The organism is Citrobacter sp. R4, assembly GCF_026719175.1.
Classification (GTDB): Bacteria; Pseudomonadota; Gammaproteobacteria; order Enterobacterales; family Enterobacteriaceae; genus Citrobacter_A; species Citrobacter_A sedlakii.
The window spans coordinates 48,421-66,530 of record NZ_JAPPSU010000006.1 but is presented as its reverse complement, the minus strand read 5'-3'; the positions used below and the strand labels follow the sequence as shown (position 1 = coordinate 66,530).

Annotated in this window: 12 protein-coding genes; 10 read left to right on the top strand and 2 right to left on the bottom strand. The window is 55.4% G+C overall.

From position 1 onward, the window contains the following. Window positions 1-174: 174 nt before the first annotated feature. Window positions 175-879: a DNA/RNA nuclease SfsA gene (gene sfsA, locus OOJ60_RS14290; protein ID WP_042289932.1), complete on the bottom strand. Its 705-nt coding sequence runs from the start codon at window positions 877-879 to the stop codon at window positions 175-177. A gap of 16 nt (window positions 880-895) precedes the next feature. Beyond that, a complete protein-coding gene (gene thpR / locus OOJ60_RS14285; protein ID WP_042289930.1) occupies window positions 896-1,426 on the bottom strand; it encodes an RNA 2',3'-cyclic phosphodiesterase in 531 nt (176 codons plus the stop codon). A 73-nt stretch (window positions 1,427-1,499) separates the two neighbouring features. Here thpR and hrpB point away from each other — a divergent pair, with 73 nt between their 5' ends. The 10 genes from hrpB (at window position 1,500) to fhuB (ending at window position 18,087) form a co-directional block, all read left to right on the top strand. Beyond that, entirely contained in the window at window positions 1,500-3,929 is a 2,430-nt protein-coding gene (gene hrpB / locus OOJ60_RS14280; protein WP_205612757.1) for an ATP-dependent helicase HrpB, read from the top strand. A gap of 143 nt (window positions 3,930-4,072) precedes the next feature. Next, window positions 4,073-6,613 carry a bifunctional glycosyl transferase/transpeptidase gene (mrcB, locus tag OOJ60_RS14275; RefSeq protein ID WP_042289926.1) on the top strand — a complete coding sequence of 847 codons (2,541 nt, stop codon included), beginning with the start codon at window positions 4,073-4,075 and terminating at the stop codon, window positions 6,611-6,613. Window positions 6,614-7,044: 431 nt separating this feature from the next. After that, window positions 7,045-7,587: a fimbrial protein gene (locus OOJ60_RS14270; protein ID WP_042289923.1), complete on the top strand. Its 543-nt coding sequence runs from the start codon at window positions 7,045-7,047 to the stop codon at window positions 7,585-7,587. A gap of 55 nt (window positions 7,588-7,642) precedes the next feature. Then, window positions 7,643-8,356, top strand: coding sequence for a fimbrial biogenesis chaperone (locus OOJ60_RS14265; RefSeq protein WP_167333864.1), 714 nt, complete (start codon window positions 7,643-7,645; stop codon window positions 8,354-8,356). Between the two features lie 36 nt (window positions 8,357-8,392). Next, window positions 8,393-10,885: a fimbria/pilus outer membrane usher protein gene (locus OOJ60_RS14260; RefSeq protein ID WP_199956881.1), complete on the top strand. Its 2,493-nt coding sequence runs from the start codon at window positions 8,393-8,395 to the stop codon at window positions 10,883-10,885. Window positions 10,886-10,889: 4 nt separating this feature from the next. Continuing rightward, the gene (locus tag OOJ60_RS14255) at window positions 10,890-11,909 is read left to right on the top strand and encodes a fimbrial protein (protein WP_199956879.1); all 1,020 of its coding nucleotides are present in this window, start codon (window positions 10,890-10,892) and stop codon (window positions 11,907-11,909) included. Window positions 11,910-12,122: 213 nt separating this feature from the next. Then, a complete protein-coding gene (gene fhuA / locus OOJ60_RS14250) occupies window positions 12,123-14,372 on the top strand; it encodes a ferrichrome porin FhuA (RefSeq protein WP_200034838.1) in 2,250 nt (749 codons plus the stop codon). Between the two features lie 48 nt (window positions 14,373-14,420). Further along, window positions 14,421-15,218 (top strand): Fe3+-hydroxamate ABC transporter ATP-binding protein FhuC, encoded by a 798-nt coding sequence (fhuC, locus tag OOJ60_RS14245; protein WP_042289917.1) that lies wholly within the window; start codon window positions 14,421-14,423, stop codon window positions 15,216-15,218. Continuing rightward, window positions 15,218-16,108 (top strand): Fe(3+)-hydroxamate ABC transporter substrate-binding protein FhuD, encoded by an 891-nt coding sequence (gene fhuD / locus OOJ60_RS14240; protein ID WP_060570026.1) that lies wholly within the window; start codon window positions 15,218-15,220, stop codon window positions 16,106-16,108. The genes fhuC and fhuD overlap by 1 nt, the downstream gene beginning before the upstream one ends. Continuing rightward, window positions 16,105-18,087 carry a Fe(3+)-hydroxamate ABC transporter permease FhuB gene (fhuB, locus tag OOJ60_RS14235; protein ID WP_205612756.1) on the top strand — a complete coding sequence of 661 codons (1,983 nt, stop codon included), beginning with the start codon at window positions 16,105-16,107 and terminating at the stop codon, window positions 18,085-18,087. The genes fhuD and fhuB overlap by 4 nt, the downstream gene beginning before the upstream one ends. The last annotated feature ends 23 nt before the right edge of the window (window positions 18,088-18,110 follow it).

Here is an 18,110-nt window from a genome sequence, read left to right as displayed (position 1 = left end):
GCTTCTCCTTAACACGCACTATCGATCCCCATGTTCGGGGGAAAAATCAGGTCGCTATAAATAGCAGATGCTTTTCCGGATAGCAATTAACTAAACGTAACACTTGACAACCCTGTGAGGAAAAGCGTATTTGCGCACGCGACCAGAATACTAAATAACCAAAATTTTACATCACTAAAAAGTAATGGGTAATGGCTCTTTAAGAGTCATACTCCCGGCAGAAAGTTCCGCTTTATAAACCAGAATTTCTACCCCCTTACGCTGTGCCTCAATCAATAGTTGCGCGTATTTCGCGTCAATATGGCGCGCAGGTGAAAACCGTGTAATGGCGGAATGCAGAACGGCGAAAAAAATCACGGCGCGTTTGCCTTCAGCCGCTACGCTCATCAATTCCCGAAGATGTTTCTGACCTCGTTCAGTGATGGCATCGGGAAAAAAACCGAAATCCTTTTCCGCCAGCGTTACCGATTTCACTTCAATATAGCAGTCAGGCCGGAAATCTGCCTGTAACATAAAATCGATGCGGCTTCGTTCGGCGCCGTATTTTACTTCGCTTTTCAGGGTACTGTATCCTGAAAGTTCTGAAACCCTGCCTTGTTCCAGAGCCTCTTTCGTCAGCCTGTTCGCCCATAATGTGTTAACACAAATAAGCGCGCCATTTTGGGTTTCAGTTAATTCCCAGGTATGCGGATATTTGCGTTTAGTATTTTCTGACGTCGAATACCAGACGGTGTCCCCGGGCTCTGCGCAACCGGTCATTGCGCCAGTATTTGGGCAGTGTAACGTGAGTTCGGTTCCGTCGGGTGTGATCACATCGGCTAAAAAACGTTTATAACGCTTAACCAGCGTGGCGCGCTGGAGGGGGGGAGAAAACTGCATCACGCGTGTCCTTAAATTATTCGCTGAGTGTCCAGCGCTGCAACGGCGTGTATCGGGTTCGTCCCCGGGTGAACGAGGAGGCGTAAAGCGTAAACTCAGTTACCGGAAACGACCAACAAAAACCGGGCGCGGGAATGGCGACCGCATGGCTGGCGTTGCGCAGCAAAGTTACGTGCGGATGAAACGGCTGCGGGCTTTGGTAGCAGCCGCTGCGCGCGGCCTGGGCGCGCAGCATATTGGCCAGTTGCAGTAAACCCCGCGGCGACTGGCGCGTGCCGAGCCAGACCACCCGGGAGCGCAGCCATTGCCCCGCATCGTCCAGCGTCAGCGTGAAAGCAGGCTGGCGAATGCGTCCGGCCAGCGTAGCTAACGCCTGTTGTTTGTCGGCGCTAACGTCGCCTAAAAACGCCAGCGTTAAGTGCAGGTTGTCGGCCGCTACGGGTCGCCCCGCCTCGGGTGCGAAGTGCGCCGCGCGCCAGTGAACAATTTGCGCGCGCGCGTCGGCGGGCAGCTCAATGGCAAAGAACAGCCGTTTCGGCTCAGACATCTTCGGTACTCGGTTATGAATTAACGCGATGCTACAATGCAGCGCGAAGAATGTTAACCCTCTGGAGTCATTTGTGACGTCATTGCCTGTTGCCGCCGTACTGCCTGAACTGCTTGCCGCACTGGATTCTGCGCCGCAGGTTCTGCTGAGCGCGCCGACCGGCGCCGGTAAATCCACCTGGCTGCCGCTGCAGTTTCTTTCCCATCAACGCTTTAACGGGCGGATTATCCTGCTTGAGCCGCGTCGTCTGGCGGCGCGTAACGTGGCGCAGCGGCTGGCGGAGCTGTTGAACGAAAAGCCCGGCGAAACGGTGGGATACCGGATGCGCGCGCAATCCTGCGTGGGGCCAACCACGCGGCTGGAGGTGGTCACCGAAGGGGTGCTGACGCGAATGATACAGCGTGACCCGGAGCTAAGCGGCGTCAGCCTGGTGATCCTTGATGAATTCCACGAGCGCAGTCTGCAGGCGGATCTGGCGCTGGCGCTGTTGCTTGATGTGCAGCAGGGGCTGCGCGACGACCTGACGCTGCTGATCATGTCCGCCACGCTGGATAACGATCGCCTGCGGCAGCGTCTGCCGGATGCGCCGGTGGTGGTGTCCGAAGGGCGCGCTTACCCCGTTGAGCGCCGCTATCAACCCCTGGCGGCGCAACTGCGTTTTGATGAGGCCGTTGCCGTCGCCACCGCCGAACTGCTGCGCCAGGAACCGGGATCGCTGCTATTGTTTTTACCCGGCGTCGGCGAGATCCAGCGCGTACAGGAACATCTGAGCGCGCGTGTCGGCAGCGATGTCCTTCTCTGTCCGCTGTATGGCGCGCTGTCGCTGAATGCCCAGCGTACGGCGATCCTGCCTGCGCCGCCGGGAATGCGTAAAGTAGTGCTGGCGACCAATATCGCCGAAACCAGTCTGACCATCGAAGGCATCCGACTGGTGGTCGATTGCGCCCAGGAGCGTGTCGCCAGATTTGACGCGCGTACCGGGCTGACCCGGCTGATTACGCAGCGCGTCAGTCAGGCGTCAATGACCCAGCGTGCCGGTCGCGCCGGACGTCTGGCGCCGGGCATTTGCCTGCATCTGATCGCCAAAGAACAGGCGGAACGCGCCGCTGCGCAAGGGGATCCCGAAATCCTGCATAGCGATCTCTCCGGCCTGCTGATGGAGCTGTTGCAATGGGGATGCAGCGATCCCGCACAGTTAACCTGGCTGGATCTGCCGCCCGCGATACACTTACAGGCGGCGAAACGGCTGTTACAGATGCTGGGCGCGTTGGATGGCGAACGCCTGAGCGCAAGAGGGCAAAAGATGGCGGCGTTGGGCAACGACCCGCGGCTGGCTGCCATGTTAGTGAGCGCTTCCGATCCCGACGCCGCCGCGACCGCCGCCCAGCTTGCGGCGATCCTCGAAGAGCCGCCGCGCGGGGGAAATACCGATCTTGGCGTAGCGTTTTCACGCCATCAGCCCGCCTGGCAGCAGCGCAGCCAGCAACTGTTGAAACGCCTGAATAGCCGCAGCGGCGTCGCGGACGTCTCGCGGATCGCGCCATTGCTGGCGTACGCCTTTGCCGATCGCGTGGCGCGACGGCGCGGCCTGGACGGACGTTATCAACTGGCAAACGGCATGGGCGCAGTGCTGGACGCCGATGATGCGCTGGGACGTCATGAATGGCTGATCGCCCCGCTCTTGCTGCAGGGCAGTGCGTCGCCGGACGCGCGGATCCTGCTGGCGTTGCCGTTGGACATCGACGCGCTTGTCCGGCAATGTCCGGAACTGTTGCAGCAGTCGGACACGATTGAATGGGATGAGGCGCAGGGGACGCTCAAAGCGTGGCGCAGGATGCGCATCGGACAACTGACGGTGAAAGTGCAGCCGTTGGCGAAACCCTCGGAAAACGAGCTGCATCTGGCGATGCTGAACGGGATCCGCGACAGGGGGCTGGATGTGCTCAACTGGACGCCGGAAGCGGTGCAGTTGCGTCTGCGTTTGCAGTGTGCGGCGAAGTGGCTGCCGGAATATGACTGGCCTGCGGTGGACGATCAGACGCTACTGGCGAATCTTGAGCGCTGGTTGCTGCCGCATATGGCCGGTGTGCATTCGTTAAAAAATCTGAAATCGCTGAATATTCATCAGGCTTTGCTGGGACTGCTCGACTATCCTCTGCAGCAACGTCTGGTGAGTTCGCTGCCCACACATTACACTGTGCCGACAGGAAGTCGGATAGCCATTCGTTATCATGAGGATAACCCGCCCGCGTTGGCGGTCCGAATGCAGGAAATGTTTGGCGAGGCCAGTACGCCGACCATCGCCGAAGGGCGCGTGCCGTTGGTACTGGAACTCTTATCGCCCGCCCAGCGGCCCTTACAGATTACCCGTGATTTAAGCGCGTTCTGGCAGGGGGCGTACCGCGAGGTACAAAAAGAGATGAAAGGACGCTACCCCAAACATGTCTGGCCTGACGACCCGGCGAATACCGCGCCCACGCGGCGTACCAAAAAGTATTCATAGTGGGACGAATGTCCTCTGTAAGCCGGTAAGCAAAGCGTTATCTGGTAAAACAGCGAGCGATAAATTGAGAGATTTCTTCTTCTGTCGGGTGACAGAAGAACTGAAAATCGGGCCTTTGCGCCTGAACGTTGCGGAGAAAAAACATGGCCGGGAATGACCGCGAGCCGATTGGACGCAAAGGGAAACCCTCGCGTCCGGTGAAACAAAAGGTGAGCCGTCGCCAACTCAGAGATGATGAGTACGACGACGATTATGATGATGACTATGAGGATGAAGAACCGATGCCGCGTAAAGGTAAGGGCAAAGGGCGTAAGCCTCGTGGTAAGCGCGGCTGGTTGTGGCTGCTGCTGAAAATAGCGATTGTTTTTCTGGTGCTGTTCGCCATTTACGGCGTTTATCTGGATCAAAAAATCCGCAGTCGTATTGATGGCAAAGTCTGGCAATTGCCCGCGGCCGTTTATGGCCGGATGGTGAATCTCGAGCCGGAAATGCCGGTCAGCAAGAACGAAATGGTGCGACTGCTGGAAGCGACGCAGTATCGCCAGGTGACGAAGATGACGCGTCCCGGCGAGTTTACCGTGCAGGCCAACAGCATTGAAATGATCCGCCGTCCGTTTGATTTCCCGGACAGCAAAGAGGGGCAGGTGCGCGCGCGCTTGACCTTTGATGGCGGCCATCTGAATACGATCGTGAACATGGATAATAACCGCCAGTTCGGGTTTTTCCGTCTCGATCCGCGTCTGATCACCATGCTCTCTTCGCCAAACGGCGAGCAGCGTCTGTTTGTGCCGCGCAGCGGCTTCCCGGATCTGCTGGTGGATACGCTGCTGGCGACCGAAGACCGTCACTTTTACGAGCATGACGGCGTCAGTCTGTACTCTATTGGCCGCGCGGTTCTGGCGAACCTGACCGCCGGACGGACGGTGCAGGGGGCAAGTACGCTGACGCAACAGTTAGTGAAAAACCTGTTCCTGACCAGCGAGCGTTCGTACTGGCGTAAGGCCAACGAAGCCTATATGGCGCTGCTGATGGATGCCCGCTACAGCAAAGACCGCATCCTTGAGCTGTATATGAACGAGGTGTATCTCGGACAGAGCGGCGATAACGAAATCCGCGGCTTCCCGCTGGCGAGTCTGTACTACTTTGGCCGCCCGGTGGAAGAGTTAAGCCTTGATCAGCAGGCGTTGCTGGTCGGAATGGTGAAAGGGGCGTCCATTTATAACCCATGGCGTAACCCGACGCTGGCGCTGGAGCGTCGTAACCTTGTGCTGCGCCTGCTGCAACAGCAGCAGATCATCGATCAGGAACTGTACGATATGCTGAGCGCGCGTCCGCTGGGCGTGCAGCCGCGTGGTGGGGTGATCTCGCCGCAGCCGGCATTCATGCAGATGGTGCGTCAGGAACTGCAGGCGAAGCTCGGCGATAAGGTGAAAGATCTCTCCGGCGTGAAGATTTTCACCACCTTCGATTCCGTGGCGCAGGATGCCGCCGAGAAAGCGGCGGTGGAAGGCATTCCGCTGCTGAAAAAGCAGCGTAAGCTGAGCGATCTCGAAACCGCGATCGTGGTGGTGGACCGCTTCAGCGGCGAAGTACGCGCGATGGTCGGCGGCGCCGAACCGCAGTTTGCGGGCTATAACCGTGCGATGCAGGCGCGCCGTTCGATTGGTTCTCTGGCAAAACCGGCTACTTATCTGACCGCCCTGAGCCAGCCAAAGATTTATCGCCTGAATACGTGGATCGCTGATGCGCCGATTGCGCTGCGTCAGCCAAACGGCCAGGTCTGGTCGCCGCAGAACGATGACCGTCGCTATAGCGAAAGCGGAAAAGTAATGCTGGTCGATGCCCTGACGCGTTCGATGAACGTGCCGACGGTGAATCTGGGGATGGCGCTGGGCCTGCCTGCGGTGACTGACACTTGGGCAAAACTGGGCGTACCAAAAGATCAATTGCATCCGGTTCCGGCCATGCTGTTGGGGGCGCTTAACCTGACGCCTGTCGAAGTGGCGCAAGCGTTCCAAACAATCGCCAGCGGCGGTAACCGTGCGCCGCTCTCCGCGTTGCGTTCGGTGATTGCGGAAGATGGCACCGTGCTGTATCAAAGCTTCCCGCAGGCGGAGCGCGCCGTTCCGGCGCAAGCGGCGTACATGACGCTGTGGACGATGCAGCAGGTTGTCCAGCGCGGTACCGGTCGCCAGCTTGGCGCGAAGTATCCGGGTCTGCATCTGGCGGGCAAAACCGGGACCACCAATAACAACGTGGACACCTGGTTTGCCGGGATCGACGGTAGTCAGGTGACGATTACCTGGGTCGGCCGTGATAACAACCAGCCGACGAAGCTCTATGGCGCGAGCGGGGCGATGTCGATTTACCAGCGCTATCTGGCGAATCAGACGCCGACGCCGCTGATCTTAACGCCGCCGGAAGATATCGTTGATATGGGCGTGGACTATGACGGCAACTTTGTTTGCAGCGGCGGGATGCGTACATTGCCGGTGTGGACAACCGATCCTGACGCGCTTTGCCAGCAGGGTGAAATGCTGCAACAGCAGCAACCGTCAGGTAACCCGTTCGATCAATCTTCTCAGCCGCAGCCGCAGCCGCAACAGCAGCAGGCGCCACAGGAAGAGAAGAAAGACAGCGACGGCGTGGCTGGTTGGATCAAAGATATGTTTGGCGGTAACTAACGCGACGCTGTGCCCGTTGATGTCATGAGAAAAAGCCAGAATAACATCTGGCTTTTTCTTTTATAAAAGCAAACGGCGTCAATGGTTAGCTAATGTCAAATATAATATTAGTTATATTCATTTCATGAATTTTAATTTAACTTAATTTCGTTTTAAATAAAAATCAGGTTTTTTATTTCCTAGATAATACAGGCGTTTGCGTATAATCTTGTCGTTTTCCTCATTCCGTAGGGTGTTCATTCCCGCGGTTTAATATAATAATATTTTTAGGAGAGGTTTTCAGGCAAAGGATATGTGCTGTTTTCAATATTGAAACTGTAAATGTAAATATTGAAGGCGTAATGGAGTTCTCCGTAACGTCCGCCTTATCTGTTATTTTCTCCAGTATTTATTCATTTTATCAATTATTGAGCATAAGTAAGGAATGCTATATGTGCAAAAAATCAGTGTTATCACTGCTGGCAATCAGTTTAACCGCGGCGCTCTCTGCACCAGCCATGGCTGTTGATACAGGAACGATAACGTTTAGCGGCAAAATCCTTAATGATAGTTGTGTCGTTAATATCAATGGGACGGCAACTAACGGAACGGTGACATTTAATGATTTGTCCGCGACTGCTTTTGGCGCCGATAAAAAGGTGGGCGACACGCAAAAAGTCGAAATCGCCCTGACGGAATGTGATGCTTCTGTCGGCAAACTGAACGTTAAATTCGAAGGCACCCGCATCGACGGTTATTCCGATGAAGTATTAACAACTACTGGTAAAGCTAAAAACTTAGGGGTTCGCTTGTTGCCTGAGGGAAGCAGTAGTTATGTGAAATTTGATGGTTCAGAACCCGACACATCACTGGATAAGGCCAATAGCGCGAACGTTGCTTTTAACTATACCGCTGAAGTCATTCAGGTAGGAAGCACAGCGCCAACGGTGGGTGATTACTCTGCTGAAACAACCTATACCTTGCTCTATCGTTAAGGATAGTTTTGCTGGCCCGGGGCGGGCCAGTTTTTTCAACGGACTGAAAAAGAGTATGAATAACTTTCGCTATATATACGCTTTTATTTTCTTCATGTTATCGCATTCCGCAATGGCAGGTATCGTGTTGGGCGGAACGCGCATTATCTACCCCGCTAAGCAGGCGGAAGTCCAGATAGCGTTAAAAAATAAAGATACCGATAAACGTTATCTCGTACAAAGTTGGGTGAGCAACCTCGACGATAGCAAAGCGCCCTTTGTTATTACGCCCCCTATTTATAAGATTGATGAAAACCGACAAACCCTACTGCATATTGTTTATACGGGACATGAAAACGCGCTGCCTCAGGATCGCGAGTCCATTTTTATGACAAATGTGAAGTCTGTTTCTGCGATCCCGGAAAATATGCGCGATAAAAATATGCTGCAATTTGCCATAAAGACGAAACTGAAGCTTTTTTATCGCCCTGCGGGGTTAAGCGATAGCGATGCAAGAGATGCCTGGAAATCCTTAGAGTTTAAGCGAACCGGTAATCGTATGGCAGTCAAAAATCCTTCTCCCTTTTTCATCACTTTCGGACAGCTAACCGTGGGTGGGCGTGACGCTAAACCGGTAGGAAATTCAAATATGCCAAGTGCGCTCAGCATGATGTTGGCCCCCTTTAGCGAGCAATCTTTCGAGATACCTGCGGGCGCAAAAGGGGACGTTGCGTGGTCTGCAATGAATGACTTTGGATCTGAAACGGAAGTGCAAAAGCGGCCTTTATGATTTTTTTCGGGAACCTTGTATTTAGAGAGCGTCATAATGGCTATATATCGAAAACTTCGGGCATTTACGTTAAATACATGCACATTATCGATACTGGCGTTAAATTTCCCTGTTCTTGCAGAAGATTATTTTAATCTCAGCGTGCTTGAAACGGATACGCCGCTCGAGAATACAGGCGCGCTGGAAGCCTATCTGAAAAATAATGGTTTATCGCCAGGCCAATATTTGACAACGATAGTGTGGGACCAACAGCGCCTCGACGCTCGCAATCTTAATTACACGCTTTCCAAAGATAAAAAGAAACTGCTTCCGGAGTTGACCAAAGGTGAACTCCGGGAATTGGGCGTCAAGGTAGACACGCTTTCCAGCTTTAATCACCTGGACGATGACGCGCTTGTCGATGATATCAGTCAATATATTCCTGACGCGAGTTATGACTTTAATCAGGATACACATGTGCTGCAGTTGCGCATTCCGCAAATTTACCGGGATCTTCTCCTGGCAGGGGACAGCAACCCGAGAACCTGGGATGACGGAATGCCCGCTGTGTGGACGAGCTATTATTTTTCCGGCTCTCGTCAGCATTCAAATAGCACGACCAATATCTCTAACTGGGCAAGTTTGAACTCGGGTATCAATCTTGGCGCATGGCGCTTGCGGAACAGCAGTAACTGGGGTGACGAAGAGGGATGGCAGTCGCTTAGCACTACGCTGGAACGCGATATCAAGTGGCTAAGAAGCCAGCTTGAGGTAGGGCAAACGTACACAAATGGCGAGCTGTTTGACAGCGTACAGATGACTGGCGTGAAGCTGGAAACGGACACAAGTATGCTGCCAGGCAGTTTGCAAGGATTTGCCCCGGTGGTTCGCGGCATTGCGAATAGCGACGCAAAAGTGACGGTTAAGCAAAACGGGTACACCATTTATCAGACCAATGTCTCCCCCGGGCCGTTTGAAATTCACGACCTTTCGCAAGTGACGGCTGGCGCGGACCTGGAGGTGACTGTACAGGAATCGGATGGTACGGAACGCAGTTTCATCCAGGTGAGTTCGTCGGTTCCCGTCATGTTACGAGACGGCGCGGTGAAATACAGCGTTGCCGCCGGGAAGTACCGTGATGTCGATAACGGTGAAGAGCCCGGTTTTGGTCAGGCAACGCTGATCTACGGGTTACCGTATGGCATCACCGTTTACGGTGGAGGACTTGGCGCGTCGATGTACCATGCGGCTCTGCTTGGTGTCGGCGCCGATCTCCAGGGATACGGCTCCTTCTCTCTTGATTTTACTACGGCGAAAACCGCGTTTAATCACGATCGCAATGACGCGAAAGGGCAATCCTGGCGCGCCCAGTACGCCAAAGATTTTCCCGTAACCGACACCACGTTAACCCTGGCCAGCTATCGCTATTCCACATCGGGTTTTTACACGTTTCAGGAAGCGCTTGATCAGCGTAACGAAGACTACGATGAAGATGATATTTACAGCTATCGCAGTACCAATAATCGCCGTAGCCGCTTGCAGTTAAATCTCTCCCAGTCGCTCAACGATTGGGGATCGATCTACGCCAATGCTTACCAGCAAGACTACTGGGATATGGACGGGCATGAACGTAGCATCAGTATGGGCTACAGCAGCAGTTGGGAGGGGATCAATTGGTCACTGAACTACAGCCTGACGAAGACGCCCTCATCGGATAACGATCAGCAAGTGTCATTGAGCTTTACCGTTCCGCTGTCGCGCTGGATGGCTAATTCCTGGGCGACATACAATCTGAGCAGCACCCGGCACGGAGAAACCTCTCATCAGGTGGGCGTCAGTGGAACCTTATTACAAGACAATAACTTAAGTTATAACGTGCAGCAAACCTATGCTAACCATGATAAAGGTTATGGCGCCTATTTATCCTCTCGCTATCGCGCCTCCTATGGCGAGTTCAACACCAGCTATAGCTATCAAAAAGAGACGAAACAGTGGAGCTATGGCGTACAAGGCTCCGTGGTGGCCCATCCTAATGGCATCACGCTCGGACAGTCGCTGCAGGATGCGTTTGCAGTCGTTCATATTGATCATGGCGACAATGTGAAAGTGCAGAATTCTCAGGGGATCTATACCGATTTTTGGGGAAATGCGATTGTCCCTACGCTGACCAACTATCGACGAAATACCGTAACGGTAAACACGCTTGGCCACGATGACATTGATATTCAGGATGCTTCGGTTGATGTCACGCCGACAAAAGGCGCAGCGGTGGCGGCGGATTTCACTGCGCGTAAAGGAAAACGCGCGCTGCTCACGCTCAACCTGGGTCAGGGGAAAGTGCCTTTCGGCGCGGTGCTGAGTCTGGAGGGGACGACAGCCCTTGTCGGTGATGACGGCGAAGCGTATGTCACAGGCTTAAACGGGACACAGCGGTTTACCGTCCAGTGGGGAAAAACGCCGGATACGCAATGTGAAGGAAGCGTCACTGTGCCGGAAACCCTGGAGGCCAGAATCTATACGGCGTCCGTCGCATGCCTACAGAGCAGGTAAAAAGATGAACAGAATACGCGAGAGGATTTTACGGGGTCTTGCCATTGCACTGCTGGTGCTTACTGGCAATGGCCTGAGTTTTTACGCCACGGCAAGCTGTGTCATTACTAAAGGGGGACCTGATGCAGCGCAGGTTACCTTTACCTTGCCGCCACTGGTCGTCAGTAAAGATGCCGCTGTAGGTCAAATTCTTTATTCGGAGGAACTGACCAGTGCGCAAATAACGGTTGCCTGCGATGCTGACGGCAATATTCATCAAGGATATACCGGCGGACTTAGTGACGCCGATCTGGTTACAACGGGTTCCCTTGAGGGGGTTTACGCAACGGGCATTCCAGGAATTGGCTTTCGCGCTGCATGGGCTAATTTCGCAAATGAAACGTTAGGCGCAGAAAACCTGATCACCCCCTGGCACATGGGAAGCGCCATGGTAAAAAAAATAGATGCTGCCTATCCCATTACTCTCCATGCTGCCGTTCAGCTCGTGGTTACCGGACCTGTTTCATCGGGTGTGCTCGACACCAGTAAACTGATCGCGGACTGGAAATACGACGATAAAGTCATCGGTCAGTTACGCTTTAATGCAACCACAATCGATATTAAATCCAACACCTGTCAGCTGATGGAAAACAATATCACGGTACCGTTAGCGGCGATTACGGCGCACGACTTTACGAACAATCTCTCGAAAGTGGTTTCTGACGACAGTTTTAAAATTCAGCTTGAGCGGTGTGATGCGGGCATTAAGGTTGATTATCGCTTCACAACGTCAGGCTCAACGGGCGTGCAGGATGGGGATGTGCTTTCTATTGCGACAGGCGAAAATGCGGCTGAGGGCATTGGCATCCAGATTCTTGACAGCAATGATACGGTGCTTCAGTTTGATCAGGACTACACCGCAACAGGTAACACGGTTCAGGACCAGTCAGTGACCATTCCGCTTAAAGCCCGATATATCAAAACCGGTACGATAAAGGGCGGACAGGTCGATGCTGTAGCGACCTTTGAAGTTTATTATCGGTAAACCTCGGTTTTTGTTCTCTCTGAGCCCTGAGCATTTTGTTAACCTCAGGGCGCTTGTTTTAACCCTTTCTTTTCATCTGGATAATTCTTAACCCCTTAGTTTTGCCAGGGACGCGTATTGCTTGCTATCTCGCCAGCGTTTCGAATATTATTCTGCCATCATAATAATAATTCTCGTTTACGTTATCATTCACTTTCCATCAGAGATATACCAATGGCGCGTTATAAAACTGCTCAGCCAACATACTCTCTGCGTAAAATCGCAGTTGTAGTAGCCACAGCGGTTAGCGGCATGTCTGTCTATGCACAGGCGGCGGTTCAACCGAAAGAAGAAACCATTACCGTAACTGCTGCGCCTGCTCCGCAGGAAAGCGCCTGGGGTCCGGCGGCGACCATCGCGGCGCGACAGTCTGCCACGGCGACCAAAACCGATACCCCGATCCAGAAAGTACCGCAGTCCATTTCAGTGGTCACTGCGGAAGAGATGGCGCTGCATCAGCCTAAATCAGTGAAAGAGGCGCTGAGCTATACGCCAGGCGTTGCTGTCGGCACTCGCGGCGCGTCCAATACCTATGATTATCTGATCATCCGCGGTTTCGCTGCTGACGGCCAAAGCCAGAATAACTATCTGAACGGTCTGAAGATGCAGGGTAACTTCTATAACGACGCGGTGATCGACCCTTACATGCTGGAACGCGCAGAAGTGATGCGCGGTCCTGTTTCCGTCCTGTACGGTAAGAGCAACCCGGGCGGCCTGCTGAATATGGTCAGTAAGCGTCCCACCACCGAACCGCTGAAAGAAGTGCAGTTTAAAATGGGCACCGACAGCCTGTTCCAGACCGGCTTCGACTTCAGCGACGCGCTGGATGATGACGGCGTTTACTCTTACCGTTTAACCGGTCTGGCGCGCTCGGCGAATGCCCAGCAGCAGGGCGCGGAAGAACAACGTTACGCCATCGCGCCGTCATTCAGCTGGCGTCCGGATGATAAAACCAACTTCACCTTCCTCTCGTATTTCCAGAACGAGCCGGAAACCGGTTATTACGGCTGGTTGCCGAAAGAGGGGACGGTATCCACGCTGCCGAACGGTAAGCGTCTGCCGACCGACTTCAACGAAGGGGCGAACAACAACACCTATTCCCGTAACGAGAAGATGGTGGGCTACAGCTTCGACCACGAATTCAACGATACCTTTACCGTACGTCAGAACCTGCGTTACGCGCAGAACAAAGTTGAGCAGAACAGCGTCTACGGTTACGGCATGTGCTCGGATCCGCTCTATTCAAGCAACCCGACTTCCAGCCCGTGCGCCAGCGTTCCTCAGTCGCAATGGGGCCACACCCTGACCCGTCAGTATGTTATCGACAATGAGAAGCTGGAGAACTTTGCGGTGGATACCCAACTGCAGAGTCAGTTTACCACCGCCTCTGTCGATCACACGCTGCTGACCGGCGTTGACTTTATGCGTATGCGTAACGATATCGATTCCTGGTTTGGCTATGCCGGTTCCGTAACGCCATCTGATATCTATAACCTTGACCGCGGTGACTTCGACTTCGGTGCGCATCCTGGCCCGTCAGGCGCCTACCGCGTGCTGAACAAACAGAAGCAGACCGGCCTGTACGTGCAGGATCAGATGCAGTGGGATAAAGTGCTGGTGACCCTCGGCGGTCGCTATGACTGGGCGAAGCAGGACTCCCTGAACCGTGAAACGGGCGTCCAGGACTCGCGTGATGATAACCAGTTCACCTGGCGCGGCGGCGTTAACTACCTGTTTGATAACGGCGTAACCCCATACTTCAGCTACAGCGAGTCATTTGAACCGGCTTCACAGGTTGGACAAAATGGCAACATCTTCGCGCCGTCAAAAGGTAAGCAGTACGAAGCGGGCGTGAAGTATGTGCCGAACGATCGTCCGATCGTTATCACCGGCGCCGTTTACCAGTTGACCAAAACCAACAACCTGATGGCTGACCCGAACGGTTCATTCTTCTCGGTTGAAGGCGGTGAAATTCGCTCGCGTGGCGTGGAAATTGAAGCGAAAGCAGCGCTGTCGGCCAGCGTTAACGTGGTAGGCTCTTATACTTATACTGATGCGGAATATACCACCGACACCAACTACAAAGGCAACACCCCGGCACAGGTGCCAAAACACATGGCTTCCCTGTGGGGCGACTACACGGTCTTTGACGGCCCGCTCTCCGGCCTGACGCTGGGCACTGGCGTTCGCTATACCAGCTCCAGCTACGGCGATCCGGCGAACTCCTTTAAAGTCGGCAGCTATACCCTGGTGGATGCGCTGGTCCGTTACGACCTGGCACGCGTGGGCATGGCGGGGTCGAATGTCGCCCTGCATGTGAACAACCTGTTTGATCGCGAATATGTCGCCAGCTGCTTTAACACTTATGGCTGCTTCTGGGGCGCGGAACGTCAGGTCGTTGCAACTGCAACCTTCCGTTTCTAATTTCTCTTTTGGGCACGCTTTGCGTGCCCGTTTTACAAGTTGGCCGCTATGCAGGAACACACCCCTCTTCCCGATACCACTTTTGCACTGCGTGATGTCGCCTTTCGCGTTCCCGGGCGCACGCTTCTGCATCCTCTGTCGTTAACCTTCCCGGTGGGGAAAGTGACGGGGCTGATCGGTCACAACGGCTCCGGTAAATCCACCTTGCTGAAAATGCTGGGTCGCCATCAGCCGCCGTCCGAAGGGGAGATCCTCCTTGACGATCAGCCGTTGGACAGCTGGAGCAGCAAAGCTTTCGCCCGAAAGGTGGCTTATCTGCCACAGCAGTTGCCGCAGGCGGAGGGCATGACCGTCCGCGAACTGGTGGCGATTGGGCGTTATCCGTGGCACGGGGCGTTGGGGCGTTTTGGCGTAGCGGACAGAGAAAAAGTGGAGGAAGCCATTACGCTGGTGGGCTTAAAACCGCTGGCGCATCGTCTGGTGGACAGCCTCTCCGGCGGCGAACGTCAGCGCGCGTGGATTGCGATGCTGGTGGCGCAGGACAGCCGCTGCCTGCTGCTCGATGAGCCGACTTCGGCGCTGGATATTGCCCATCAGGTGGATGTGCTGGCGCTGGTGCACCGCTTAAGCCAGCAGCGTGGTCTGACGGTCATTGCCGTGTTGCATGATATCAACATGGCCGCGCGCTATTGCGACTACCTGGTTGCGCTACGCGGCGGTGAAATGATAGCCCAGGGCACACCTGCCGGACTGATGCGCAGCGAGACGCTGGAGCAAATATACGGTATCCCGATGGGTATTCTGCCGCATCCGACCGGTGCTGCTCCCGTGAGTTTTGTTTATTAATGAACGGATTACACCAATTAACGCGTCGTCGTTTATTAACGGCGATGGCGCTCTCTCCGCTCATCTGGCAGATGAGCCAGGCGCGTGCGGCATCTGTTGATCCGCATCGCATTGTGGCGCTGGAATGGCTGCCGGTCGAGCTACTGTTGGCGCTCGGTATCACGCCATATGGCGTTGCAGATATTCCTAACTACCGGCTATGGGTGAACGAGCCGCCGCTCCCGGCGTCGGTCATCGATATTGGTTTGCGTACCGAACCTAATCTCGAACTGCTGACCGAAATGAAGCCTTCGTACATGTTCTGGTCGACAGGTTATGGTCCGTCCCCGGAGAAGCTGGCGCGCATCGCGCCCGGGCGCGGCTTTAACTTTAGCGACGGCAATAAGCCCCTGGCGGTGGCCCGTAAGTCGCTGAATGAGATGGCGCAACTGCTGAATCTGGACGCGGCGGCAGCCCGGCATCTCAGTGAATTCGATCGGTTTATCGAAAGTAAAAAGCCGCGCTTCGTTCAACGAGGCACGCGTCCGTTGCTGCTGATTACCCTGCTTGATGCCCGTCATATGCTGGTCTTTGGTCCGAACTGTTTGTTCCAGGAGGTGCTGGATGAGTACGGGATCCGCAACGCCTGGCAGGGGGAAACCAACTTCTGGGGCAGCACGGCGGTGGGGATCGATCGCCTTGCCGCGTACAAAGATGCCGATGTGCTCTGTTTTGATCATGGCAACACTAAAGAGATGGCTACGCTGATGCGTACGCCGCTATGGCGGGCGATGCCGTTTGTACGCGAAGGGCGCTTCCAGCGCGTGCCGGCAGTGTGGTTTTATGGCGCAACGTTATCGACAATGCACTTTGTACGCATTCTCGATAACGCGCTGGGAGGCAAAGCGTGAGTAAACGTATCGCGTTCTTCCCGGCTTTTTTGCTGGTTCTGCTGTGTGTTATCGCGGCGGGCTTAACCTGGGGAAACCTTTCCCTCGCGCTGCCGCGTAGCCAGTGGCAGCAGGCGTTGTGGGCGCCGGATATCAACGTTATCGAACAGATGATGTTTCACTACAGCCTGCTGCCGCGGCTGGTGATTTCTCTGCTGGTGGGGGCCGGACTGGGTCTGGTGGGCGTGTTGTTCCAGCAGGTGCTGCGTAACCCCCTGGCGGAACCGACCACGCTCGGCGTGGCGACGGGCGCTCAGTTGGGGATTACGGTAACGACGCTATGGGCGATTCCGGGAGCGATGGCGGCGCAGTTTGCCGCGCTCACCGGGGCGTGTATCGTTGGCGCGCTGGTATTTGGCGTCGCGTGGGGCAAGCGCCTTTCACCCGTCACGCTGATCCTCGCGGGTCTGGTGGTAAGCCTCTACTGCGGGGCGATTAACCAGCTGTTAGTGTTATTCCATCACGATCAGTTGCAAAGCATGTTCCTCTGGAGCACCGGTACGTTGACCCAGACTGACTGGAGCGGCGTGCAGCGCCTTTGGCCGCAACTGCTCGGTGGCGTGATGCTTACGCTGTTGCTGCTGCGTCCGCTGACGCTGATGGGGCTGGATGACGGCGTGGCGCGTAATCTGGGCCTGGCGCTGTCGCTGGCGCGTCTGGCGGCTCTGACGCTGGCGATAGTGCTTAGCGCGTTGTTGGTCAACGCGGTCGGGATCATCGGCTTTATTGGCCTGTTTGCGCCGCTACTGGCGAAAATGCTCGGCGCGCGACGCCTGCTGCCGCGCCTGATTCTCGCGCCGCTGATCGGCGCGCTGATCCTCTGGCTTTCCGATCAGGTGATTATCTGGCTGAGCCGCGTGTGGATGGAGGTCTCTACCGGTTCGGTGACGGCGTTGATTGGCGCGCCGCTGCTGCTGTGGCTGCTGCCGCGTTTACGCAGTATGAGCGCGCCGGATATGAACGTCAGCAATCGCGTGGCCGCAGAGCGCCAGCACGTGGCGGGTTATGCGCTGGCGGGCCTGGTCATTCTGTTGCTTGGCGCGTGTGTGGCGCTTTCGCTGGGTCGCGACGCCCATGGCTGGAGTTGGGCGAGCGGGGCGCTGCTGGATGAACTGATGCCGTGGCGCTGGCCGCGTATTCTGGCGGCGCTTATCGCCGGCGTCATGCTGGCGGTGGCGGGGTGTATTATCCAGCGTCTGACCGGTAACCCAATGGCGAGTCCGGAAGTGCTTGGGATCAGCTCCGGTGCGGCGTTTGGCGTCGTCCTGATGCTGTTTCTGGTGCCAGGCAACGCGTTTGGCTGGCTGCTGCCCGCCGGGAGTCTCGGTGCAGCGGGGACGCTGTTGATCATTATGATTGCCGCCGGGCGCGGGGGTTTTTCACCTCACCGGATGCTGCTGGCGGGGATGGCGCTCAGCACGGCGTTTACGATGCTGCTGATGATGCTACAGGCCAGCGGCGATCCGCGCATGGCGGAAGTGCTGACCTGGATTTCAGGGTCAACCTATAACGCGTCGGAAGAGCAGGTGCTGCGAACTGGCGTGGTGATGGTGATTCTGCTGGCGATCGCGCCGCTGTGCCGTCGCTGGTTGACGATTTTACCCTTGGGTGGCGATACCGCGCGGGCGGTGGGGATGGCGCTGACGCCGTCGCGTATTGCGCTGCTGCTGCTGGCGGCATGCCTGACGGCCACGGCGACGATGACCATCGGCCCGTTAAGTTTTGTCGGGCTGATGGCGCCGCATATCGCGCGAATGCTGGGCTTTCGCCGCACCCTGCCGCATATGGTGATGTCGGCCCTGGCGGGGGGATTACTGCTGGTGTTTGCTGACTGGTGCGGCAGAATGCTGATGTTCCCGTATCAGATCCCGGCCGGAATACTGTCCACCTTTATTGGCGCGCCATACTTTATTTATCTGCTGCGTAAGCAGAGTCGATAAGACGGCAGTCTGCGTTGTCGGCC

What these genes read in the sequence shown, in the direction of transcription:
- fhuA (WP_200034838.1), top strand. Translation starts at nt 12,123, where the DNA reads ATGGCGCGTTATAAAACTGCTCAGCCAACATACTCTCTGCGTAAAATC.
- OOJ60_RS14255 (WP_199956879.1), top strand. Translation starts at nt 10,890, where the DNA reads ATGAACAGAATACGCGAGAGGATTTTACGGGGTCTTGCCATTGCACTG.
- mrcB (WP_042289926.1), top strand. Translation starts at nt 4,073, where the DNA reads ATGGCCGGGAATGACCGCGAGCCGATTGGACGCAAAGGGAAACCCTCG.
- fhuC (WP_042289917.1), top strand. Translation starts at nt 14,421, where the DNA reads ATGCAGGAACACACCCCTCTTCCCGATACCACTTTTGCACTGCGTGAT.
- sfsA (WP_042289932.1), bottom strand. Translation starts at nt 879, where the DNA reads ATGCAGTTTTCTCCCCCCCTCCAGCGCGCCACGCTGGTTAAGCGTTAT.
- OOJ60_RS14270 (WP_042289923.1), top strand. Translation starts at nt 7,045, where the DNA reads ATGTGCAAAAAATCAGTGTTATCACTGCTGGCAATCAGTTTAACCGCG.
- fhuD (WP_060570026.1), top strand. Translation starts at nt 15,218, where the DNA reads ATGAACGGATTACACCAATTAACGCGTCGTCGTTTATTAACGGCGATG.
- OOJ60_RS14265 (WP_167333864.1), top strand. Translation starts at nt 7,643, where the DNA reads ATGAATAACTTTCGCTATATATACGCTTTTATTTTCTTCATGTTATCG.
- thpR (WP_042289930.1), bottom strand. Translation starts at nt 1,426, where the DNA reads ATGTCTGAGCCGAAACGGCTGTTCTTTGCCATTGAGCTGCCCGCCGAC.
- OOJ60_RS14260 (WP_199956881.1), top strand. Translation starts at nt 8,393, where the DNA reads ATGGCTATATATCGAAAACTTCGGGCATTTACGTTAAATACATGCACA.